The following is a 22,259-nucleotide window of genomic DNA, read 5'->3' as shown; positions in this document are numbered from 1 at the left end:
CTACAAATCGCTCAGGCGGGGTCCGAAGATTCCCACAGGTCGGTCACCGGGACGCCCGCCGAGGCCAGCAGGGCGCGGAGCGTGGAGATGCTCAGCCCGACCACGGTGTGCGGATCGCCCTCGATCCGTTCGATGAAGGCCCCGCCCAGCCCGTCGATGGTGAAGGACCCGGCGCAGTGAAGGGGCTCTCCGCTGGCGACGTAGGCGTCCACCTCCTGCTCGGACATCACCCCGAAGTGGACGGTGGCGGAGTTGACTCCGCCGATGGTCGCACCGGAACCGTCCTCCCGGTTGTCGACCAGCCAGTGCCCGGTGTGAAGCACCCCGGAGGACCCGCTCATGCGCCGGATCCGGGCGCGGGCGACGTCGGGCTCGTACGGCTTTCCGTGCGCCTCACCGTCGAATTCGAAGATGGAGTCGCACCCCACCACGAGGGCGTCCCCGGCCTCGGGCAGGGAGGCGACCGCTTCGGCCTTGGCCCGCGCGAGCAGCAGGGAGGTGTCGTAGGCGTCGAGCTCACCGTACCCGGCCGCGACGGCGGCCTCGTCGACGTCCGAGACGAGGGGGGTGTGCCGGATGCCGGCCTCCCGAAGGAGCTTGGTGCGGGCGGGGGAGGCCGAGGCGAGGATGAGGTGCGGAGTCATCTCCCTACCCTATGCAGGCGGCGGGCCGGCCGGGAACCGGGGCGGGCGGAGGCCCGCCCCGGAGTATTAGCTCAGCAGCGCCCGGCGGAGCGTGTCCAGCCCCACCGAGCCGAGGTTGAGCGCGCGGGTGTGGAAGGCCCGCAGGTCGAAGGCCGCGCCCTCGCGTTCCTTGACCTCGTCGCGGATCTGCTCCCAGAGCCGCTGCCCCACCTTGTAGGAGGGGGCCTGTCCGGGCCAGCCGAGGTACCGGTTGAACTCGAAGTTCAGCTGCCCCTCGCTGATGGCGATGTTGCTGCGGAGGAACTCGTAGCCCTTCTCCGGGGTCCAGGTGCCCGAGCCCCACCGCTGCGGCACCTCGAGTTCGAGGTGGACGCCGATGTCGAAGACCACCCGGGCGGCACGCATCCGCTGGGCGTCGAGCATCCCGAGGCGGTCACCCGGATCGTCGAGGAAGCCGAGCTCCTGCATCAGGCGTTCGGCGTACAGCGCCCATCCCTCGCCCTGCCCGGAGACCCAGACGGCGTTGCGCCGCCAGGAGTTCAGCAGCCGCCGCTGGTAGACGGCGGTGGCGACCTGGAGGTGGTGGCCCGGGACGCCTTCGTGGTAGACGGTCGTCGTCTCCTTCCAGGTGGTGAAGGAGTCCTCGCCTTCGGGCACGGACCACCACATGCGTCCGGGCCGGGAGAAATCGTCGCTCGGGCCGGTGTAGTAGATGCCGCCCTCGTGGGTGGGGGCGATCCGGCATTCGAGGGTGCGCATGATCTCGGGGATGTCGAAGTGCACGCCGGCGAGGGCCTGCACCGCGCCGTCGGACAGTTCCTGCATCCACTCGCGCAGCGCGTCGGTGCCGTGGAGCTGGCGGGCCGGATCGGCGTCGAGGACCGCGATGGCCTCCGCGATGGAGGCGCCGGGCTGGATCTCCGAGGCGACCGCCTCCTGCTCGGCGATGATGCGGTCGAGTTCCTCGACGCCCCACCGGTACGTCTCCTCGAGGTCTACGGCTGACCCGAGGAACAGGCGCGACATCAGGGCGTAGCGTTCACGGCCGACGGCGTCCTTGGTGGGGGCGCCGGGCAGCAGCTCCTCCTGAAGGAACGCGGCGAGCCCGCGGTAGGCCCGGCGGGCGGCCTCGGCTCCGTTGCGCAGCTCGGCGGCGAGCGGCCCGGTCACCGGCCCGTCGTCCGTCGCCGCGCCGGCGGCGAAGCTGTCGAAGAAGCCGCCGTCCTCGGCGTACCGGGTGACCTGCTCGATGACGATGCCGATCTGGCGGGCGGCGGCGACCAGGCCCAGCTCCCGTCCGCGGCGCAGGGAGGTGATGTAGCCCGAGAGGGCGGCGGTGACGTTCGACAGGCGGCCGGCGATGTGCGTCCAGTGCTCTTCCGTGGCCGTCGGCATGAGGTCGAAGATGGCCCGGATGCTCTGGGCGGGGCTTTCGAGGTTGTTGAGCTCGGAGAGGTTCGCCCCGGTCTCATGGATCTCAAGTTCAAGCCCGAGGCGTTCGCGCATCGCGTCGAGGGTGACGGCGTCGACGTCGTCGACCGGCTCGAGTCCGGAGAGGTCGGCCAGGGCGGAGCGGGCCGCTTCGGCGAAGGCTTCGATGCCGGCGGGGGAGTAGTCCCGGAACTCGGTCTCCCGGCCGGGCACGCCGAGGACCGTGGCGAATCCGGGGTCTAACCGGGTCAGGGTGGCGGTGTAGGTCTCCGCGACGGCGTCAATGGCCGTTGGCTGCCGGGCGGCACCGTCGGCGCCGGAGCCGGAGGACGGGGTGGAAGGGGTGGAGGCAGGGGGAGTCTCGTTGGTCACAGCCCGAGCCTAGCGCCGTCCGTTGCCCCGGGCTACGGTTCGGCCGAAATATCCGCGGCAGGTCCGGCGCCCCAGCGCGGCGGCGCGCGAAAAGCCCCTTCCCTTCCGCCGGGCACCTAGGGTGAGGGCATGAATACGGCGGCGGGGGACCCGCGGAGGAATTTTCAGGACCAGGACCAGGACCAGGACCAGGACCCGGACCCGGGACAGAGACAGAGACAGGACCCGGGACAGAGACGGAGACAGGACCCGGGACAGAGACAGGACCTGGCTCAGGACCGGCGCCCTGGATGGGATGACCGGCCGGAGCCGGTTTCCGAGGCCCTGCGCCGGAGTGCCTACCGGCTCGGCGCGGCGCTGCTGGCCGGAGCGCCCGGAAAGAACCCCGTCACGAGCCCGGTCAGTGCCCTGTGCGCCCTGCTGATGCTGCGGGCCGGGGCCGGCTCCACTACGGCCGCCGAACTCGACGGCGTCCTCGGTCTGCCGGCGGAGGGCGGCGACACGGCCCTCGAGGCCCTGCTGGCCCGGCTCGCGCCGTACGACGGCGATCCCGGGGCGGTGAACGCCCAGGAGCCGCCGGCCGTCCCGGTGCTGCACCTGGCCAACGGCGTATTCGTGGACCGGCGGACGCCCACCGGGGACGCCTTCCTGGCGACGCTGGCCCGCCATTCCGGCGCCGGCGTGTATCCCGTTGACTTCGCCGATCCCGCAACGGAGGCGGTGCTGAACCGCTGGGTGTCGGAGGCCACCGGCGGGCGCATGACGGAGGCGCCCCTTGAGTACAATCCGGATACGACCCTGTCGCTGCTCAACACCGCGTACTTCGCGGCCGCCTGGGCGGAGCCCTTCGACCCGTCCGGCACCTGCCCCGAGGACTTCCGGCTGCCCGACGGCACCACCGTGGCGGTTGATCGAATGCACACCCGCACCCCGGCCCGGTACGCCGCCGGGCCCCGGTGGGTGGCGGTCGACGTCCCCTACACCGAGGGTTTCGTGCTGCGGATCGTGCTCGCCGACGGCGACGCGGGGTCCGGCGCCGGCGCCGGGCCCGCGCTGCCTGCGTGCTCGGAGGAGGCGCTGCTTGAGGTCTCAGGGGTGATGGAGGAGGCCGGTGAGGTCTTCCTGGGGCTTGGCCTGCCGCGCTGGGAGTCCGACAGCGCCTTCGACCTGCTGCCGCTGCTGCGCAGGCTCGGCCTGCGGGAAACCCTTGGCAGCGCACCTGACCTTTCCGCAATCCAGCCCGACGCGGCCGTCGCGGCGGCGGCGCAGGCCGCCTCGATCACCGTGGGGGAGAAGGGGACGGTCGCCGCGGCGGTGACCCAGTTCGACCTGATGGTCACCTCGGCACCGGTTGATCCGGAACTGGTGCTCGAGATCGATCGGCCGTTCCTCTACGCCGTGCTCCACGAAGCCACCGGCCTGCCCCTGTTTCTCGGAACCGTCACCGACCCGCGCTGACCGGCCCGCGCCGGCCGGCGGGCACCGGACCGCGGCTGCGACCGGCGCGGCGACCCGGGCCTGGCGACGGGCACCGCCGGAGGTGGGAGCGACCCGGCGGGAGCGACCCGCGGCGGACAGTGGGCAGGTACGCAGCGGCGTGCCCCAGGCCTACCTGCCGCTGCGCCGCCAGGAGCCTGGCCCGGGCAGCGGGTGCAGGCGCAGCAGGGTCCGGCGCAGCCACGCCCGGCCCGGGTGGCGCCGGTCGTTGAACTCCGCTGAGTCCGCCATGGCCAGGACGACGGCGGTCAGCGCGGCCACTTCCTCGTCCGTGGGGTTCCCCGCCACCACGCGCAGCAGGGGTTCCTCCTCCGGGGCGCCGGTGCTCACAGCGGGATGTTCCCGTGCTTCTTGGCGGGCAGGGTGGCCCGCTTGTCACGCAGCGCCCGCAGCGCCCGCACCACCTGTACCCGGGTGTCGGAGGGGGCGATGACGGCGTCGACATAGCCAAGCTGTGCCGCCTGGTAGGGGTTGAGCAGCTCCTCCTCGTACTGTGCGACGACCTCGGCGCGTGCCGCCTCGACGTCGCCGCCGGCCTCCGCGACGGACTTCAGGTGGCCGCGGTAGAGGATGTTCACGGCGCCCTGGGCGCCCATGACGCCGATCTGCGCCGTCGGCCAGGCCAGGTTGAGGTCCGCGCCGAGCTTCTTGGATCCCATCACGATGTATGCCCCGCCGTAGGCCTTGCGCGTGATCACCGTTACCTTGGGCACGGTCGCCTCGGCGTAGGCGTAGAGCAGCTTCGCGCCGCGGCGGATGATGCCGTTGAACTCCTGGTCCTTGCCGGGCAGGAACCCCGGCACGTCGACGAGGGTCAGGATGGGGATGTTGAAGGCGTCGCAGTGGCGCACGAAGCGGGCGGCCTTCTCTGAGGCGTTGATGTCGAGGGTCCCGGCGAACTGCATCGGCTGGTTGGCGACGATGCCGATGGTGTGGCCCTCCACCCGGGCGTACCCGATGAGCACGTTCGGCGCGTAGAGCGCCTGCATCTCCAGGAAGTGGCCGTCGTCGACGATCGCGGCGATGACGGCGTGCATGTCGTAGGGCTGGTTCGCGGAGTCCGGGATCAGCGTGTCGAGCGCCTCGTCCTCGAGCGTCGTCTCGAGCATCTCGGTGAATTCCCCGAGCGGGGCCTCGGCGAGGTTGTTCGAGGGGAGGTAGTCGAGCAGTTCCCGCACGAAGCCGACGGCGTCCTGTTCGTCGGCCGCGAGGTAGGTCGAGGTGCCGGTGGTGGTGTTGTGCTGGCGTGCGCCGCCGAGGGTCTCCATATCGACGTCCTCGCCGGTCACGGTCTTGATGACGTCCGGGCCGGTGATGAACATGTGGGAGGTCTTGTCCACCATCACCACGTAGTCGGTCAGGGCCGGCGAGTAGGCGGCCCCGCCCGCGCACGGTCCGAGGATCAGGGAGATCTGCGGCACGACGCCGGACGCATGGACGTTGTTGCGGAAGATGTCGGCGAACATGGCCAGGGAGGCGACGCCCTCCTGGATGCGGGCCCCGCCGCCGTCGTTGATGCCCACCACCGGGCAGCCGTTGCGCAGCGCGAACTCCTGGACCTTGACGATCTTTTCGCCGTTGACCTGGCTGAGGGAGCCGCCGAAAACGGTGAAGTCCTGGCTGTAGATCCCGATGAGGCGCCCGTCGACGGTGGCGTAGCCGGAGACCACGCCGTCCCCGAGGGGCCGCTTCTTGTCCATGCCGAACGCGTTCGAGCGGTGGACGGCCAGGGCGTCGAACTCGACGAAGGACCCGGGATCGACGAGGAGGTCGATGCGCTCGCGGGCGGTGTTCTTGCCGCGGGCGTGCTGGCGTTCGACGGCCTCGGGGCCGGAAGGCAGCAGCGACTGGCTCTGCCGGCGACGGAAATCGGCGAGCTTGCCGGCGGTCGTCTTGAGGTCGGGTTCCACGTCTTGCTTCATTGAATCTCCGAGTGCAGGGGGTAGGGCGGGCGTCTGGCGCTGCCGCCTCCGGAGGGCTCCTTGTGAGGAATCCTCCAAAAAAACGAGCGACCGTCCCAGTCTAGTGAGCCAAGGGGCCCCTCCGACTGTAGGACTCCTACAGGTTCCGGCGCGAACAGTTAGTCCGACCCCTTGGGTTACCGGTCGGTAACATTCGGTGCGTCGAAGGCGTTGCGGCGCTCCCGCCTGCGTATTCTTGCCGCATGACCGCCAGCAACGCAGCAGAGAATCCAGTCCCGACGACGGCCGCAGACCCGCCGGAGGCCCCCCTGCGCGGGCGCACCCTTTTGATGTCGGGCGGGAGCCGGGGCATCGGCCTGGCAATCGCCCTGCGCGCCGCCGGGGACGGAGCGAATATCGTGCTCCTGGCCAAGACCGGCGAGCCGCACCCGAAGCTTGAGGGAACCGTCTCCAGCGCCGCGCGCCTTATCGAGGAGGCCGGGGGAACGGCCCTGCCCCTCGTCGGTGACGTCCGCCGCGACGAGGACGTGCGCGGCGCTGTCGACGCCGCGCTCGAGCGCTTCGGCCGGATCGACGCCGTCATCAACAACGCTTCGGCCATCGACCTCTCGCGCACCCCCGAGGTCGACATGAAGCGCTACGACCTGATGGCCGACGTCAACGTCCGCGGCACCTTTATGCTCAGCAAGTTTTCGCTCGACGCGCTGCGCCGCTCCGACAACCCGCACATCCTGACCCTCTCGCCGCCGCTGAACCTTGACCCGAAGTGGGCCGGCGCCCACCTCGCCTACACTCTGGCCAAGTACGGGATGAGCCTGACCACGCTCGGCCTGGCGGAGGAACTGCGCGGGGAGGGCATCGCCGTGAACTCCCTGTGGCCGAAGACCCTGATCGACACCGCGGCGATCCGCAATATGCCAGGCGGCGGCACCCTGGTGCAGGCCGCCCGCCGCCCGGAGATCGTCGCCGACGCGGCGCACGCGGTGCTTTCGCGCAGCTCACGCAGCTGCACCGGCAACTTTTTCACCGACGAGGAGGTGCTCCGGGAGGAGGGAGTGAGCGATTTCACCCCCTACAGCCTGGGCGCACCGGAGGACCGGCTCGTCCAGGACATTTTCCTGTGAGCCGGTGGGGGCTGCCCGGCTGGGTAGAATCGGAGGCATGACCAACCGCTACTCAAACCTGGAGCGACCCGGTTTGGACGCGGCGGCGCTGTCGGTGGCCCTGTGCGCGCCGGCCGGACCGTATGCGCGCTTGGAGCTGGTGCAGGAGACCGGCTCCACCAACGACGATCTGGCCGGGCTGGCCGAACTGGAACCCGCGCAGTGGCCGGACCTTTCGGTGCTGACGGCGGAGATGCAGCGCGCCGGGCGCGGGCGGCTCGGCCGCAGCTGGGTGGCCCCCGAGCGGTCCTCCCTGATTGTGAGCCTGCTGCTGCGGCCCGTCAACGCCGGCGGCCGGCCCCTCCCAACGGAGAGCTACTCCTGGCTCTCGCTGCTCGCCGCCCTGGCCCTGGCCGAGAGCGTCGAGGACCGCACCAAGGTGAGCCCGCAGCTGAAGTGGCCCAACGATGTCATCGTCGATTCCCGCAAGCTGGCCGGGGTGCTCGCACGGTTCGTTCCCGGAGCCAACGGCTCGCCGCCGGCCCTGGTGGTGGGGGTCGGGCTCAATGTCAGCCTCACCGATTCGGAACTGCCGGTGCCCACCGCCACCTCCCTGCTCCTTGAGTATGCGGGCACCACGGACCGCAATATCCTCCTGAAGTCCTTCCTGCGCACTTTCGCCGCCCGCTACGCGGCCTTCTGCGCCGTCGACGGCGACGCCTCCGCTCCCTTCGCCGACGGGAGCACCCTCGCCGGCGCGGTCTCCGGGCGCATGCACACCCTGGGCCGGGCCGTCCGGGCGGAGCTTCCCGGCGGCCGCGAACTGACCGGCCACGCGCTGATGCTCGATGAGCGAGGCGGTCTCGTGATGCGCGACGACGACGGCGGGCGGCACACCGTCTCCGTCGGCGACATTGTGCACCTGCGGCCCGCGGGTCAGGACGCCGGATGACGGCGGCAGCCAGAGCCGGACGGCCGCCGCGCGGCCCGGGCGGGAACGTCCCGGCCGCCGCGCAGGCCCCCGGCGGGCGCACCGCCCCGGGGCCGTTGCGATGAAGGTGAAACTCGCCCCCGGCGAGCAGGTCCTCACCCGGACTAGGGCGACGCCGCGGAGCCTTGTCTGGCCGTCGATTGGCGCCCTGGCCGTACTCACCGCCGGCGGCTACGCCCTGGGCTGGCTCAGCCGCGCCGCGCTGCCGCCGGACCTGCAGCAGTGGCAGCCCCTGCTCGTCACGGTGGCGGCCGTCGGCGGCGCCCTGCTGCTGCTGAGGATGTTCCTCCGTCCGCTGCTGCGCTGGCTGGCCGGCCGCTATATCCTCACCACCCAGCGGCTCATCCACCGCCGCGGGATGACCCGGCGCAGCCTGTACGAAGTGCCGCTGGCCGCCGTCCACCAGGTGGGCGTGACACAGTCCCTGGTGCAGCGGCCTTTCGGCAGCGGAACGCTCACCCTTGACCTGGGTCTCGGCCGCTCGGTCAGCTACCGCGACGTGCCCTGCGCCACCGTGTTCCGGGACCACGTCGCCGAAGCGATCGGACAGCTCCCGCAGTCGGCACTCTTCAATGGCCGTGCCATGATGGGTCAGCCCGGCCCGGACCAGTGGCCGGACCAGTGGCCGGACCAGGGTCAGCCCGCGCCCCCGGAAGCGCGGCAGGAGGGCCCCGGCGGGGCCTGGAGGGGGACGGTATGACCACCGCAAGCCGTCCCGACGCCGCCGTGCCCCCGCCGCCCAAGGCCGTGTGGCAGCCGCAGGAACTGCCGGGATCAAACGGGCACCCCGGCGAACGCCCGGACCCTGTTCCCGCACGCGCGCCCGTGCCTGCCCCCGCGCCCGCCACCGCCGACCCGCACCGCGAAGCGATCCGGGCGCTGGAGATTGAACTCCTCGGGGCGGAACGCACCCTGCGCCGGCGCGAGGTGGCCGCCCGCGCCGGGGTCTCCCTCCTGTCGGCCCGCAAGCTCTGGCGGGCCATGGGCTTCCCCAACATCGGGGACGAGGATGTCGCGTTCACCGAGAAGGACAAGGAAGCGCTGACGACCATCATCGAGCTGGTCCGGCAGGAACAGCTCACCGAGGACGCCGCCATCTCTATCACCCGGGCGGTCGGCCAGATGACCGACCGCATGGTGGTGTGGCAGATCGAGGCCATCGTCGAGGAGATGGTCGTCCAGCGCGGCATCCCCGACGCCGTCGCCCGCAAGGCGCTCGTCTCGGAGCTCCCCGACCTGATCGAGCCCCTCGAGAAGATGCTGGTGTACGCGTGGCGGCGCCAGATGAACGCCGCCGTCCAGCGCCTGGCACTGCGGGCCGAGTCGGGCCTGCGGGCGAGCGAGGAGGGCCGGGACGGCCACGAGGACGACGCACCCCTGCCGCTGGCGCGCGCCGTTGGCTTCGCGGACCTGGTGTCCTACACCAGCCTGTCCCGGCAGATGAACGAGCGCACCCTCGCCCAGCTGGTGCAGCGGTTTGAGAACAAGTGCGCCGAGATCATCTCGGTCGGCGGCGGGCGGCTGGTGAAGACCATCGGCGATGAAGTCCTTTACATCGCCGAATCGCCCGAGGCCGGCGCCGAGATCTCCCTGGCCCTAGCCAAGGCCTTCACCGAGGACGACCTGCTGCCCTCGGCCCGGGTCTCGATGGTCTGGGGGAGGATCCTGTCCCGGCTTGGGGATATCTACGGCCCGACGGTGAACCTCGCCGCGCGCCTGACCGCCCTGGCCGAGCCCGGCACGGTGCTGATCGACGCCACCACCGCCGCCACGCTCAGCGGCAATGAGAAGTTCGTCCTGATTCCGCAGCAGGCACGCACCGTGCGCGGTTTCGGGGAGGTCCACCCGGTGACCCTGGCGCGGGGGACCGGCAGCGGGCTGGTGCTCGACTGAGCCCCCGCCCGACCGCACGACGGCGCCCGGCACAGCCGCCGCTGGTGGCCTACCGCACTCCAGTGCAGAATGGACAGATGACCGACCAGCTGAACATCCCCGCAGGCAGGAACCCGCTCCCCGCTCCCCGCACCGGTCGGATCCTGGCCGGGGCGGCTCGATGAGCGGTTCGATCGAGGTTCCTGCGGACGCCGGCCAGGGCCTGCGGGTAGTGTGCGGGTACGCCACGCACACCGGGCTGCGCCGTGACAACAACGAGGATTCGCTGATCGCGGCGGACCCGATCTTCGCCGTCGCCGATGGAATGGGCGGCCACGAGGCGGGGGAGGTGGCCAGCGGCCTGTGCGTGCAGACCCTCGGCATGAGCGCGGTCGCCGGCACCCGGCTGCCCCGGCTCACGGCGGAGGACCTTGACGAGCTGGTGCAGGAGGCCGACGCCCGCATCCGGCAGGAGACCAGCGGGCGCGCCGGCACCACCCTCAGCGGCGTGGTGCTCGTCGAGGCGGCCGGCACCCCCCACTGGCTGTTCTTCAATGTTGGAGACTCGCGCACCTACCGCCTGAGCCAGGGACAGTTCGGCCAGATCACCGTCGACCACTCCGAGGTCCAGGAGCTGGTCGACACCGGGCAGATCACCGAGGAACAGGCCCGCACCCACCCGCGCCGGCATGTGGTCACCCGCGCCCTGGGCACGGGCGACGACGCCGAGCCTGACTTCTGGCTGCTGCCGGTGGAGGAGGGGGACCGGATCCTCGTGTGCTCCGACGGGCTCAGCGGTGAACTGACCGACGAGGAGATCTATGGGATCCTCGCCACCGTCGCGGACCCCCAGGAGGCGGCCGACACCCTCATCGAGGCCACCCTGCGCTCCGGTGCGCGGGATAACGTCTCGGTCATCGTCATCGACGCCACGGGAGTCCCGGCGGCGCCCTGAGGCGTGCTAGAACGCCCGGCGGCCTTAGGGCAAGATGGGACGGTGACCTCAGGAACAGAACACGCTCTCAGCACCTCCGGCCCCGCGGACGGCACTCCCAGCGAGGACCTCCGCGAGGAATACCGGAACCTTGCCGACACCATCCGGGCTCACCGGTACGCGTACTACCAGGAGAACGCCCCGACCGTCTCCGACGCCGAGTTCGACGAACTGTTCCGCCGGCTCGAAACCATCGAGGCCCTGCACCCCGAGCTGGTCGCCAACGACTCCCCGACCCAGGAGGTCGGCGGGGACGTCTCCTCGGCCTTCGCGCCCGTCGAGCACCTCCAGCGCATGTACAGCATCGAGGACGTCTTCTCGCTCGAGGAGCTCACCGTCTGGCTCCGGCGCGCCCTGGCCGGCACCGAGCAGCGCAGCCCGGGCAGCAGCGTCCGCTGGCTTACCGAGCTGAAGATCGACGGCCTGGCCGTTAACCTGCTCTACCGCAACGGGGAACTGGTGCGTGCGGCCACCCGCGGGGACGGCGTCACCGGTGAGGACATCACCCACAACGTGCTCACCATCGCCTCCATCCCGCGGCAGCTCACCGGGGACGACGTCCCCGAAGAGGTCGAGGTCCGCGGCGAGGTGTTCATCCCCTCCAAGGACTTCGCCGCGCTCAACGAGCGCATGGTCGCCGCCGGCAAGGCACCCTTCGCCAACCCGCGGAACGCCGCCGCCGGATCCCTGCGGCAGAAGGACCCGGCCCTGACGGCCGAGCGCCCCCTCGACGCCTACATGCACGGCATCGGTGCGCGCACCGGCCTCGCCGCCGAAGCCCAGTCCGAGACCTACGAGCTGCTGCGCCGCTGGGGCCTGCCGGTCTCGCCCTATTCCGAGGTGCTCGACGACGAGGAAGCGATCGTCGGGTTCATCGAACGCTACGGCGACAAGCGGCACTCGCTGCGCCACGAGATCGACGGGATCGTGGTGAAGGTCGACAGCTTCGCCCTGCAGCGGGCCCTCGGGCACACCTCGCGGGTGCCCCGGTGGTGCGTCGCCTACAAGTACCCGCCCGAGGAGGTCAACACCAAGCTGCTCGACATTCTCGTCAACGTCGGCCGGACCGGGCGGGTGACGCCCTTCGGGCTGATGGAACCGGTCAAGGTGGCCGGCTCGACGGTCAGCATGGCCACCCTCCACAACCAGGAGGTGGTCAAGGCCAAGGGCGTGAAGATCGGCGACATCGTGGTCCTGCGCAAGGCCGGTGACGTCATCCCCGAGATCGTCGGGCCGGTCATCGCGCTGCGCGACAGCCAAGACCCGCCGGTCCGGGACTTTGTCATGCCCACGGAGTGCCCCTCCTGCGGCACGCCCCTGCAGCCGGCGAAGGAGGGCGACGTCGACATCCGCTGCCCCAACGCCCGGTCCTGCCCCTCGCAGCTGCGCGAGCGCGTCTTCCACCTCGCCGGCCGTGGAGCGTTCGACATCGAGGCCCTCGGCTGGGAGGCGGCCATCGCCCTGACCCGGCCCGCCGAGCCGGCGGTGCCGCCGATCACCACCGAGGCACAGATCTTCGACCTGACCCCGGAGATGCTCGCCGATGTGAAGATCGAGAGGGACAAGAAGGTCAAGGGGGAGGTGGTGGGACGCGAACTCGTTCCCTACTTCTACTCCAAGGGAACGGCGAAGAAACCCTCCGAGCCCAGCGTCACCACCCGCAAGCTGTTCGTGGAGCTCGAAAAGGCGAAGAAGCAGCCGCTGTGGCGGGTCCTCGTGGCCCTGTCCATCCGGCACGTCGGGCCCACCGCCTCGCGGGCGCTCGCCACGGCCTTCGGGTCGATGGACCGCATCCGCGCCGCGAGCGAGGAGGAGCTGGCCCACGTCGACGGCGTCGGCCCGACCATCGCGGCCGCGCTGAAGGAGTGGTTCGAGGAGGACTGGCACCGCGAGATCGTCGATTCCTGGGCCGCGGCGGGGGTGCGCATGGAGGACGAGCAGGACGAGTCGGTGCCGCGCACCCTCGAGGGCCTCACCGTCGTCGTCACCGGTTCCCTGGAGCGGTACAACCGGGACGAGGCGAAGGAGGCGATCATCACGCGCGGCGGCAAGGCCTCGGGGTCGGTGTCGAAGAACACGAGCTATGTGGTCGCCGGGGAGAACGCCGGCACCAAGCTGGACAAGGCCGAACAGCTGGGCGTTCCGGTGCTGGACGAGGAGGGCTTCGACCGGCTGCTGGCCGAGGGTCCCGCGGGCCTGCCCGGCGCCGACGCGGGTGCTCAGGACGCCGGCGGTCCGGGTGCGGGTGGCCCGGAAGCAGATGGCCCGGAAGCAGATGGCCCGGAAGCAGAAGGTCAGGAAGCAGAAGGTCAGGAAGCAGAAGGTCAAAGCGCGGGTGATCCGGCCGCCGACGCCGTGCACGTGCCCCTGGAGCCGGCCGAAGACTAGACGTCGAGTGTGCGGCACACCCCGCTTCGGGCGGATGGAAGCGTGGTGAGCTGCAGTTTCGGCGGATGCGCGGGGCTACCGATCCCTAGCGAGTTGGCAGCTCACCACCCTTTCGACGCGGGGAAGCGTGGTGAGCTGCAGTTTCGGCGGTGGGATCCCCGTGGGAGGTGGGCGCCCGCCCTCAGCCGAGCAGCCGGGCCGCGAGCGCCTCGGCGCTGGCCCGCGAGGTGCCGTGGGTGTAAACGGCCGGGAGGTCCTGTCCGCCGGCCGGCACGGTTCCGGTGTGGACCCAGGCCGCCCCGGGCAGCAGGGAGTGAACCGCCCGGGCAGCCGCGAGTTGCACGCCGCCGGGGGAGAGATCGTCGGTCAGCACCACCACCCGGCTCTCTGGCGTCAGGCCGAGCGAGCCGATGAGGTCCGCTGTCCCGGCCGGGTCCGGAAGGGCAGACCGCCGGACGGCGGTGCGCCGGGCGAGGGCCGCGGAAAACACGTCGCTGAGCGGGCCCGCGGCGATATTGGCTCGGCCTCGCCCGTCCAGGAGCTGGACCGGGTCCGCCGTCTTACCGTTCCGCGACCAGGACGGCAAGACGCCGGTGAGAGCGCGCCCTGCGGCCTCCACCCAGTCCCGCCCGGAGGGCGTGGGAGCGCCGGTCGAATCCGGTGCCCCGGCGCGGGCTCGCCGCGCCGCCTCCGCGAAGCGCCGGATGCGCCGGGAGGCCGCCTCGATGGAGGCGGGTGTCAGGGTGCCGTCGTCGAGGGCGGCCAGGAGCGCGTCACGCACCTCGAGGTAGTCGTCCTCGTCCGAGGTGCTGCCGGCCTTGGGGCCGAGGTTCGACGGATTGCCGACGCACAGCAGGTCGGCCCCGGCCTTCAGCGCCAGCACCGCGCCGGGGCCGGAGCCGACACCGGCCCGGACCGCCGCCATGTCGAGGGCGTCGGTGACCAGGAGCCCGTCGTGGCCGAGTTCCCTAAGCAGGGCGACGGCGGCGGGGTTGAGGGTCGCAGGCAGTTCGCCGAGCTCCGGGATCACGATGTGGGCGCTCATCACCGCAGCCACACCCTGCTCCACCGCGGCGGCGAAGGGCGGAAGGTGGTCCCGGCGCATCTCCTCGAGGCTCAGCTCCACCCGCGGCAGTTCGAGGTGGGAGTCGGTGCTGGTGTCGCCGTGGCCGGGGAAGTGCTTGGCGCAGGCCCCGACGCCGGCTGACTGCAGGCCGCGGACCAACGCCGCCGTGTGCGCGGAGACGCGGGCGGTGTCGGCCCCGAAGGACCGCACCCCGATGATGGGGTTGAGCGGATTGGTGTTCACATCCGCTACCGGAGCCAGCACCAGGTTCACCCCGGCGGCGCGCGCGAGGACGCCGATGTCGCGGCCGGCGTCCTCGGTCAGCCCGGTGTCGTCCAGGACACCGAGGACGGCGGCGCCGGGGATGCCGGAGCCGGCGGCGGACTGAAGGCGGGTCACATTGCCGCCCTCCTCGTCGATGCCGATGACCGCGTCCGGGTTGGCGGCCAGGACCGCCTCCGAGAGCCGGCCCACCGCGCCCGGTGAACCCGGGTCGATGTTCTGGCTGAAGTACACGACGCCGCCCAGCCCGTTCCGCAGCGCCTCCTCCAGCCAGGCGGGCAGGGCAGTGCCCAAGAACCCGGGAAGGATGACGCTGTTGACCAGGCGGAGGCGGTCGGCGGCGTTCACCCCTTCACCGCCCCGGACACCAGTCCGCCGCTGAGCCGGCGCTGCACGAGGATGAAGAAGATCATCACCGGCAGGGTGATCAGGGTCGAGCCGGCCATCACGTAGCCCCACTCGTTGGAGTTCTCCCCGAAGAACTGCTGGAGGCCCACGGCGACCGTGTAGGTGGAGGGGCTGTCCATGAAGGTCAGGGCGAAGATGAACTCGTTCCACGCGATGATGAAGGCGAACACGCTGGTGGCCACGAGCCCGGGCGCGACCAGGGGCAGCAGCACCGACCAGAACATGCGCCCCCAACTGGCGCCGTCGATGTACGCGGCCTCCTCGAGCTCAACGGGCACCGCCGCCACGAAGCCGCGGAGCATCCAGATGGCGAAGGGGAGGGAGAACGCCACGTAGACGATGATCAGGCCCAGGAAGGAGTTGAGCAGCTGCAGGTCCCGTACCTGGATGAACAGGGGGATGACCAGGGCCTCCAGCGGCACCATCTGGATGATCAGGATCAGCATGAGGATGCCGGTGCGGAACCGGAACCGGAACCGGGCGACGGCGACGGCGGCGAAGAGGGCGAGGATCCCGGAGAGCACCACCGTTGACACCGCCACGATGGCGGAGTTGCGCAGGAAGGTGCCAAAGCCCGCCTCGGAGAGAACGTAGCTGAAGTTCTCAAGCGTCGGCTCGGCCGGGAACAGCGACTGGGCCCCGCCCGTGGCGCGCCCGTCGAAGGCGCTGCTGATCATCCAGTAGGTCGGGAAGAGGGTGAACAGCAGCAGTGCAGCGACGGCGGCCGCCTTCCAGGCGAGCAGCCACCGTGCCCGGCGGCTGCGTGGCCGGCGGGCCGGGATGCGCACGGCGTCCGGCGTCGAGGGTGCCGACGGTGCTTTCACTTTTCCTCCTTGAACAGCGTGCGGACGTAGACGACGCTGATGGCCAGCAGCAGCACGGTGAGCAGGACGGCGATGGCCGAGCCGAACCCGTACCGGTTCTGGGCGAACGACTCCACGTAGGACCACACGCCGAGGTTGAACACGGAACGGTTCGAGCCCGATCCGCCGGGCTGGAGGTAGATCTGCGCGAACACCTTGAAGTCCCAGATGGTGGAGAGGATCACCACGACCGCGAAGACGGGCCGAAGGGTGGGGAAGGTGATCGAAAAGAAGCGGCGGACGGCGCCGGCGCCGTCGACGGTTGCCGCCTCGAGCATCTCCTTGGAGACCCCGAGCAGGCCGGCCAGCACGGTGATCGCCACGAAGGGGAACCCGTGGTGAATGATGTTGACCAGGACCACGGCGTAGAAGGACCAGCGGTCGGTGAACCAGTTGTGCGGCTCATCAAGCAGGCCCACGCCCTGCAGGAACTGGCTGACGATGCCGCGGTCGGCGTCGAAGATCCAGATCCACACATAGGTGCCGGTCACGGCGGGCATCGCCCACGCCACCATGACGGCGCTGCTGACGACGGTGCGCCAGAGGCGGTCCAGGCTGGCCAGCAGCAGGGCCACCAGGGTGCCGAGGATCACGGTTCCGCCCACGGCGGCCACCGCGAATCCCACGGTGTTGGGAAGGACGACCGTCCAGAGGGCCGGGTCCGCGAAGACCTCGGCGTAGTTGGCGAAGCCGATGTAGTTCGAGCGTCCGCTGACGATTTCGCGCAGCCCGTAGTCCTGGAAGGAGATGAGCACAACCCGGGCGAGCGGCCAGAGCAGCAGCACGGCGAGCACCGCGAGGGCAGGGGCCAGGAGCAGCCACGGCCGGACCGTTGACAGGCGCAGCCTGCCCGGCCGGCGGCGCTGGGGCGGGGTCGGGCCGGTGGCCGCACGCGGTGCCGGGCGTGCGGCTCCAGCCTTGGTGGGGGTGGTCAAAGAACTACTTTCCGTTCAGCAGTTCTTCGATCTCGGTGGCGGCGTCCTCGGTCGCCTGGTCGACGCTCTTGTCGCCCGAGAGGATTGACTGGATCATCGCCGGAACCGTCTTCTTCGCTTCCACGGCGCCCCAGCCCGGAGCGACGGGAACCGAGGTTCCGGCTTCGACCATCTGGGTGGCGAACGGCTTGACCAGCGGGTCGTCGGACTTGGCCGCTTCCTCGAGCAGGGAGGCCTGGCCGGGGAAGTAGTTGGTCTGTTCGGCCCACTCGGCCGCCGTCTCACCGGTGGTCATCATCTCGACGAACTTCCAGGCCAGTTCCTGCTTCTCGGATCCCTCGAACACGCTCAGGTGGGAGCCGCCCAGGAAGGAGGGGCTGTAGCCGGACTCGGGGCCGGGAATCGGGAAGGCGCCGATCTTGCCCTCGAGGTCGGGGTTCTGCTCAAGGATCGCCGGCATCGCCCAGGACCCCATGGTGGCCATTGAGAGGTTGCCCTTGACGAAGTTGTCGAGCACGTCCTTCTCGTTCCAGGTGGTGGCCCCGGCGGAGGACAGGCCGTCCTTCAGGGCGAGGTCGGTGTAGAACTTCACGCCCTCACGGGCTTCGGGGGAGTCAAGGCCGGAGGACCAGGTATCGCCCTCCTGTTCGGCGAGCTCGGCACCCGCCCCCCAGATGAAGGGGTAGGCCAGGTAGGCGGAGTCTCCGGGAACGGCGAACGCCGTCATCTCGGGCTCGGCCTCCTTCAGGGCAAGGCCGGCCTCGCGCAGCTCGTCCCACGAGGTGGGAGGGGTCAGGCCGTGCTTTTCGAAGATGTCCGTGCGGTACACGACGGAGCGGACTCCGGCGTACCACGGCATGCCGTAGAGACTGTCCTCGAGGGTGCCGGCTTCCACCAGGCCTTCGACGAGGTCGTCCTTCAGCCCGGCCTTCTCGATCTGCTCGTCGAGCGGGGCCAGGGCGCCGGCTTCGGCGAACTCCGCGGTCCACGTGCTTCCAGTTTCGGCGACGTCCGGGGTCGTGTTCCCGGCGATGGACGTGACGAACTTGTCGTGGGCCTCGGCCCATTGAACGAACTGCACCTCGAGGGTGGCGCCGGTTTCTTCCTTGAACTCGGATTTCACTCCCTCGAAGAAGCTTTCGGCGTCGGGATTTGTCCCCTCCATGATCCAGACGCTGAGCGTCTCGCCCTCGGCGTCGGAACCGCCGCCGTTTCCACATGCTGTCAGCGCCAGTGCTGCCACTGCAGTCACGGCCATTGAACGCTTGAGCTTTCTCACTTGCTGTCCCCTCCATCGCGGCGAAGGCGGCGGCATCGGAATCTGCCACGGCCCATAGAGTGAAAGTAATCTCCGTCACAGGCTAAGTCAACGTAACTGAATTCCAGACACGCCGGGCCGGGGACCGTGCCTGAAAACACACCGCGGTCCGGCGTGGTGCAGTGGCGCCGGGAGTAAAATCGACTTTTTATTCTCGATGAAGGACACCGTGGAAACCGCACGCACCGACTCCTCCCGCCCCGCCGACACCCTCTCGATCCGCCCGGTCCTGCCCAGCGACTACGACGAGGTGGCGCGCATCACCCGCACGGCCTACCTCGAGGCCGGCTACTTCGCCGACGAGGACCACCCCTACATGGCGGTGCTCTCGGACGTCGCCCACCGGGCCGAGCACGCCCAGATCTGGGTCGCCGAGCGCGACGGCCGGGTGGTGGGCTCGGTGGCGCTGACCTTCGAAGGGCAGCGGTACACCGACATCGCCATCGCCGGGGAGCTCGAGTTCCGCATGCTCGCCGTCGACCCCGCCGTGCAGCGCGGCGGCATCGGCCGGGCCATGGTCGAGGCGATCATCGCCCACGCCCGGACCCTGCCCGGCATCAACGCCGTCAGCCTCACCAGCGGATCCAACATGGTGCGCGCGCACCGGCTCTACGAGTCCATGGGCTTCCACCGCGTCCCCGAGCGCGACTGGCTCGTGCCCAACGAAGACATCCTGCTCTGGGTCTTCCGCCTGGAGCTCTAGGGCCGGTCTCCTGAGAGCCCTTCGGGCGGCTTCCGCGGTGCCCGCCCAGGCCCTGTCCGCCCGTAGACTAGAGGCAGACACCCATCCACTTCCAGGGGAGATCCATGGCTGAGATTAACCGTGAGGACGTCGCGCATCTGGCGCGGCTGGCGCACATCGACATGAGTTCCGAGGAACTCGACCGCATGGCCGGCGAGCTGGCCGTCATCGTGGATTCGATCAAGAGCGTCAGCGAGGTGGCCGGCGACGACGTCCCCGCCACCAGCCACCCGATTCCGCTGAGCAACGTCTACCGCGACGACGTCGCGGGGGAGACGCTCAGCAACGAGGAGGCCCTCGCCGGCGCCCCCGACAACGCCGACGGACGCTTTCGGGTCCCTGCAATCCTGGACGGGGAGTAACCCAATGAGTGAAATCATCCGACTGAGCGCCGCCGCGCTCGCGCAGAAGCTGCAGTCGCGCGAGGTCTCCGCCGTCGACGCCACGCAGGCGCACCTCGACCGGATCGCCGCCGTGGACGGCTCGATCAACGCGTTCCTCCACGTCAACACCGAGGAGGCGCTCCTCGTGGCCGCCGAGGTCGACAAGGCCCGGGCCGACGGCGACACCCTGCACCCGCTGGCCGGTGTGCCGATCGCGGTCAAGGACCTCATCGTCACCAAGGGCCAGCCCACCACGGCCGGTTCGAAAATCCTCGAGGGCTGGCACAGCCCCTACGACGCCACGGTGATCCGCCGGCTGCGCGAGGCGCGGATGCCGATCCTGGGCAAGACCAACCTCGACGAGTTCGCCATGGGTTCCTCCACCGAGCACTCAGCGTACGGGCCCACCCGCAACCCCTGGGACCTCGACCGCATCCCGGGCGGCTCCGGCGGAGGCTCCGCCGCCGCCGTCGCCGCCTTCGAGGCGCCGCTGGCCCTGGGCACCGATACCGGCGGCTCGATCCGCCAGCCCGGCGCCGTCACCGGCACCGTCGGCGTCAAGCCGACCTACGGCGGCGTCTCGCGCTACGGTGCGATCGCCATGGCGTCCTCCCTGGACCAGATCGGCCCGGTCTCGCGCACTGTGCTCGACTCCGCGCTGCTGCACGAGGTCATCGGCGGCCATGACCCGCACGACTCCACCTCCCTCACCGACCCCGTCGGCGCCCTCGTCGAGGCCGCCCGGCGCGGCGAGGTGAAGGGCCTGCGGGTCGGCGTCATCAAGGAACTCTCGGGCGAGGGCTACCAGACCGGCGTCCTGAACCGCTTCGCGGAATCCCTTGAGCTGCTCCGCGGCGCCGGCGCCGAGATCGTCGAGGTCTCCTGCCCGAACTTCAAGTACGCCCTGGGCGCCTACTACCTGATCATGCCCTCGGAGGCCTCGAGCAACCTCGCCAAGTACGACGGCGTGCGCTTCGGGCTGCGCGTGGTGCCCGAGGGTGCCCCGACGATCGAGCGCGTCATGGGCGCCACCCGCGCCGCCGGCTTCGGCGACGAGGTCAAGCGCCGCATCATCCTGGGCACCTACGCCCTGAGCGCCGGCTACTACGACGCCTACTACGGTTCCGCCCAGAAGGTGCGCACCCTGATCCAGCGCGACTTCAACGCCGCCTTCACCCAGGCCGACGTCCTGATCTCCCCGACGGCGCCCACCACGGCGTTCCGCCTGGGCGAGAAGCTCGACGATCCGCTGGCGATGTACCTCAACGACGTCGCCACCATCCCCGCGAACATGGCCGGCATCCCGGGGCTGTCCCTGCCCAACGGGCTCGCCGACGAGGACAACCTGCCGGTCGGCATCCAGCTGCTGGCCCCTGCGCGCCAGGACGCCCGGCTCTACCGGGTCGGCGCCGTGCTCGAATCACTGCTTGAAGACAAGTGGGGCGGACCGCTGCTCGCGCAGGCCCCCGAGATTGCGGGAGTGAAGTAATGACTGCTGTACACGACGAGGTCCTGTCCTTCGACGAGGCCATGGAGAAGTACGATCCGGCGCTCGGCTTCGAGGTGCACGTCGAGCTGAACACTCGGACCAAGATGTTCTCTTCGGCCCCCAACGGCTTCGGGGACACCCCGAACACCAACATCACCCCGGTGGACCTCGGCCTGCCCGGGGTGCTTCCGGTGGTCAACCGCGTCGCCGTGGAGTCCTCGATCAAGATCGGGCTGGCCCTGGGCTGCAAGATCGCCGAGCGCAGCCACTTCGCCCGGAAGAACTACTTCTACCCGGACACCCCGAAGAACTTCCAGACCTCCCAGTACGACGAGCCGATCGCCTACGACGGCGCGATCGACATCGAACTGGCCGACGGCACCGTGTTCACCGTGGAGATCGAGCGGGCGCACATGGAGGAGGACGCCGGGAAGCTGACCCACATGGGCGGGGCCACCGGCCGCATCCAGGGCGCCGAGTTCTCCCTCGTCGACTACAACCGGGCGGGCGTGCCGCTGGTGGAGATCGTCACCAAGCCCATCCTGGGCGCGGGCCGGCGCGCACCGGAGCTGGCGAAGGCGTACGTGGCCGCCATCCGGGAGATCGTCAAGAACCTCGGGGTCTCCGACGCCCGCATGGAGCGCGGCAACGTGCGCTGCGACGCGAACGTCTCCCTGATGCCCAAGGGCAGCACCACCCTGGGGACCCGCACCGAGACCAAGAACGTGAACTCCCTGCGGTCGGTCGAGCACGCGGTGACCTATGAGATCCAGCGGCACGCCGCGGTCCTGGACTCCGGTGCGGTGATCGTGCAGGAGACCCGCCACTGGCACGAGGACACCCGCTCCACCACCGCCGGCAGGCCCAAGTCCGACGCCGACGACTACCGGTACTTCCCGGAGCCGGACCTGGTTCCCGTCGTCACCAACGACGCGTGGATCGAGAAGCTGCGCTCGGAGCTGCCCGAACCGCCCGCCGAGCGCCGCAAGCGCCTTCAGGCCGACTGGGGCTACTCCGACGCCGAGTTCCGCGACGTCGTCAACGCCGGCGTGATGTCCTCGGTCGAGGACACCGTCGCCGCCGGCGTCAGCCCCGCCGTCGCCCGCAAGTGGTGGATGGGCGAGATTTCCCGCCGCGCCAAGATCGCCGACGTCGAGCCCGCCGAACTGGGCGTCACCCCCGAGCTGATCGTCGAACTGAACGCACTGATCGAATCGGGCAAGATCAACGACAAGCTCTCCCGCGAGGTGCTCGACGGCGTCCTGGCCGGCGAGGGCACCCCGGCCGAGGTCGTTGAGGCGCGCGGCCTCGCGGTTGTCTCCGACGACGGCCCCCTCCTCGAGGCCATCGACGGCGCCCTGGCGGCCCAGCCGGACGTCGCGGAGAAGATCCGCGGCGGCAAGGTCCAGGCCGTGGGCGCCATCGTGGGCGGCGTCATGAAGGCCACCCGCGGCCAGGCCGACGCCGGCCGGGTGCGCGAGCTGATCCTGCAGCGCCTGGGCGTCGAAGGCTGACGCACGGCGTCCCTGTGCACCGGCGACTGCCCACCGACAGCACCC

General features: G+C 70.4%; 19 protein-coding genes. 11 read left to right on the top strand and 8 right to left on the bottom strand.

The genetic code is table 11. The features are described from left to right. Window positions 1-11 precede the first annotated feature (11 nt). Together GVV86_RS07690 and GVV86_RS07685 are read right to left on the bottom strand one after the other, a co-directional pair. Window positions 12-644, bottom strand: coding sequence for a Maf family protein (locus GVV86_RS07690; protein ID WP_159802367.1), 633 nt, complete (start codon window positions 642-644; stop codon window positions 12-14). A gap of 66 nt (window positions 645-710) precedes the next feature. Beyond that, window positions 711-2,360: a DUF885 domain-containing protein gene (locus GVV86_RS07685; RefSeq protein WP_246199601.1), complete on the bottom strand. Its 1,650-nt coding sequence runs from the start codon at window positions 2,358-2,360 to the stop codon at window positions 711-713. Between the two features lie 216 nt (window positions 2,361-2,576). Here GVV86_RS07685 and GVV86_RS07680 point away from each other — a divergent pair, with 216 nt between their 5' ends. Further along, the gene (locus GVV86_RS07680) at window positions 2,577-3,905 is read left to right on the top strand and encodes a serpin family protein (protein ID WP_159802365.1); all 1,329 of its coding nucleotides are present in this window, start codon (window positions 2,577-2,579) and stop codon (window positions 3,903-3,905) included. Window positions 3,906-4,055: 150 nt separating this feature from the next. Here GVV86_RS07680 and GVV86_RS07675 read toward each other — a convergent pair whose 3' ends face one another. Together GVV86_RS07675 and GVV86_RS07670 are read right to left on the bottom strand one after the other, a co-directional pair. Further along, window positions 4,056-4,274, bottom strand: a complete 219-nt coding sequence (locus tag GVV86_RS07675; RefSeq protein WP_159615823.1) for an acyl-CoA carboxylase subunit epsilon — start codon at window positions 4,272-4,274, stop codon at window positions 4,056-4,058. Further along, entirely contained in the window at window positions 4,271-5,854 is a 1,584-nt protein-coding gene (locus tag GVV86_RS07670) for an acyl-CoA carboxylase subunit beta (RefSeq protein ID WP_159616173.1), read from the bottom strand. Before GVV86_RS07670 ends, GVV86_RS07675 begins: the two co-directional genes overlap by 4 nt. A 254-nt stretch (window positions 5,855-6,108) precedes the next feature. Between GVV86_RS07670 and GVV86_RS07665 the strand changes: the two genes are divergently transcribed. The 6 genes from GVV86_RS07665 to ligA all read left to right on the top strand — a co-directional run bounded on the left by GVV86_RS07665 (window position 6,109) and on the right by ligA (window position 13,214). Further along, window positions 6,109-6,990: an SDR family oxidoreductase gene (locus GVV86_RS07665; protein WP_159615825.1), complete on the top strand. Its 882-nt coding sequence runs from the start codon at window positions 6,109-6,111 to the stop codon at window positions 6,988-6,990. A 37-nt stretch (window positions 6,991-7,027) separates the two neighbouring features. Further along, window positions 7,028-7,921, top strand: coding sequence for a biotin--[acetyl-CoA-carboxylase] ligase (locus GVV86_RS07660; RefSeq protein ID WP_159802363.1), 894 nt, complete (start codon window positions 7,028-7,030; stop codon window positions 7,919-7,921). Window positions 7,922-8,021: 100 nt separating this feature from the next. After that, on the top strand, window positions 8,022-8,660 hold the full coding sequence (locus tag GVV86_RS07655; protein ID WP_159802361.1) for a PH domain-containing protein: 639 nt from the start codon (window positions 8,022-8,024) through the stop codon (window positions 8,658-8,660). Further along, window positions 8,657-9,853 (top strand): adenylate/guanylate cyclase domain-containing protein, encoded by a 1,197-nt coding sequence (locus GVV86_RS07650; RefSeq protein WP_159802359.1) that lies wholly within the window; start codon window positions 8,657-8,659, stop codon window positions 9,851-9,853. Before GVV86_RS07655 ends, GVV86_RS07650 begins: the two co-directional genes overlap by 4 nt. 160 nt (window positions 9,854-10,013) lie before the next feature. Continuing rightward, window positions 10,014-10,787, top strand: coding sequence for a PP2C family protein-serine/threonine phosphatase (locus GVV86_RS07645; protein ID WP_159615833.1), 774 nt, complete (start codon window positions 10,014-10,016; stop codon window positions 10,785-10,787). Window positions 10,788-10,829: 42 nt separating this feature from the next. After that, the gene (gene ligA / locus GVV86_RS07640; protein WP_159802357.1) at window positions 10,830-13,214 is read left to right on the top strand and encodes an NAD-dependent DNA ligase LigA; all 2,385 of its coding nucleotides are present in this window, start codon (window positions 10,830-10,832) and stop codon (window positions 13,212-13,214) included. A gap of 181 nt (window positions 13,215-13,395) precedes the next feature. Here the strand turns inward: ligA and GVV86_RS07635 are convergent, their stop codons facing one another. From GVV86_RS07635 to GVV86_RS07620, 4 genes are all read right to left on the bottom strand, one after another. After that, window positions 13,396-14,910: a glycoside hydrolase family 3 protein gene (locus GVV86_RS07635; RefSeq protein WP_159802355.1), complete on the bottom strand. Its 1,515-nt coding sequence runs from the start codon at window positions 14,908-14,910 to the stop codon at window positions 13,396-13,398. Then, window positions 14,907-15,752: a carbohydrate ABC transporter permease gene (locus GVV86_RS07630; RefSeq protein ID WP_425483331.1), complete on the bottom strand. Its 846-nt coding sequence runs from the start codon at window positions 15,750-15,752 to the stop codon at window positions 14,907-14,909. The genes GVV86_RS07635 and GVV86_RS07630 overlap by 4 nt, the downstream gene beginning before the upstream one ends. Before the next feature lie 38 nt (window positions 15,753-15,790). Then, entirely contained in the window at window positions 15,791-16,678 is an 888-nt protein-coding gene (locus GVV86_RS07625; protein ID WP_201291398.1) for a carbohydrate ABC transporter permease, read from the bottom strand. 94 nt (window positions 16,679-16,772) lie between these two features. Then, window positions 16,773-18,047, bottom strand: coding sequence for a sugar ABC transporter substrate-binding protein (locus GVV86_RS07620; protein WP_246669908.1), 1,275 nt, complete (start codon window positions 18,045-18,047; stop codon window positions 16,773-16,775). 208 nt (window positions 18,048-18,255) lie between these two features. Between GVV86_RS07620 and GVV86_RS07615 the strand changes: the two genes are divergently transcribed. The 4 genes from GVV86_RS07615 (at window position 18,256) to gatB (ending at window position 22,214) form a co-directional block, all read left to right on the top strand. Further along, the gene (locus GVV86_RS07615; RefSeq protein WP_246199568.1) at window positions 18,256-18,789 is read left to right on the top strand and encodes a GNAT family N-acetyltransferase; all 534 of its coding nucleotides are present in this window, start codon (window positions 18,256-18,258) and stop codon (window positions 18,787-18,789) included. Window positions 18,790-18,893: 104 nt separating this feature from the next. Then, a complete protein-coding gene (gene gatC, locus GVV86_RS07610; protein WP_159802351.1) occupies window positions 18,894-19,190 on the top strand; it encodes an Asp-tRNA(Asn)/Glu-tRNA(Gln) amidotransferase subunit GatC in 297 nt (98 codons plus the stop codon). A gap of 4 nt (window positions 19,191-19,194) precedes the next feature. Next, window positions 19,195-20,700: an Asp-tRNA(Asn)/Glu-tRNA(Gln) amidotransferase subunit GatA gene (gene gatA, locus GVV86_RS07605; protein ID WP_120166792.1), complete on the top strand. Its 1,506-nt coding sequence runs from the start codon at window positions 19,195-19,197 to the stop codon at window positions 20,698-20,700. Next, entirely contained in the window at window positions 20,700-22,214 is a 1,515-nt protein-coding gene (gatB, locus tag GVV86_RS07600; RefSeq protein WP_159615847.1) for an Asp-tRNA(Asn)/Glu-tRNA(Gln) amidotransferase subunit GatB, read from the top strand. Before gatA ends, gatB begins: the two co-directional genes overlap by 1 nt. The last annotated feature ends 45 nt before the right edge of the window (window positions 22,215-22,259 follow it).

This window comes from Arthrobacter zhaoguopingii (genome assembly GCF_009828595.1).
Taxonomy (GTDB): Bacteria; Actinomycetota; Actinomycetes; order Actinomycetales; family Micrococcaceae; genus Arthrobacter_D; species Arthrobacter_D zhaoguopingii.
This window is presented reverse-complemented; position numbering and strand designations above follow the sequence as displayed.

What these genes read in the sequence shown, in the direction of transcription:
- GVV86_RS07665 (WP_159615825.1), top strand. Translation starts at nt 6,109, where the DNA reads ATGACCGCCAGCAACGCAGCAGAGAATCCAGTCCCGACGACGGCCGCA.
- GVV86_RS07660 (WP_159802363.1), top strand. Translation starts at nt 7,028, where the DNA reads ATGACCAACCGCTACTCAAACCTGGAGCGACCCGGTTTGGACGCGGCG.
- GVV86_RS07655 (WP_159802361.1), top strand. Translation starts at nt 8,022, where the DNA reads ATGAAGGTGAAACTCGCCCCCGGCGAGCAGGTCCTCACCCGGACTAGG.
- GVV86_RS07680 (WP_159802365.1), top strand. Translation starts at nt 2,577, where the DNA reads ATGAATACGGCGGCGGGGGACCCGCGGAGGAATTTTCAGGACCAGGAC.
- GVV86_RS07650 (WP_159802359.1), top strand. Translation starts at nt 8,657, where the DNA reads ATGACCACCGCAAGCCGTCCCGACGCCGCCGTGCCCCCGCCGCCCAAG.
- gatB (WP_159615847.1), top strand. Translation starts at nt 20,700, where the DNA reads ATGACTGCTGTACACGACGAGGTCCTGTCCTTCGACGAGGCCATGGAG.
- gatC (WP_159802351.1), top strand. Translation starts at nt 18,894, where the DNA reads ATGGCTGAGATTAACCGTGAGGACGTCGCGCATCTGGCGCGGCTGGCG.
- GVV86_RS07690 (WP_159802367.1), bottom strand. Translation starts at nt 644, where the DNA reads ATGACTCCGCACCTCATCCTCGCCTCGGCCTCCCCCGCCCGCACCAAG.
- gatA (WP_120166792.1), top strand. Translation starts at nt 19,195, where the DNA reads ATGAGTGAAATCATCCGACTGAGCGCCGCCGCGCTCGCGCAGAAGCTG.
- GVV86_RS07645 (WP_159615833.1), top strand. Translation starts at nt 10,014, where the DNA reads ATGAGCGGTTCGATCGAGGTTCCTGCGGACGCCGGCCAGGGCCTGCGG.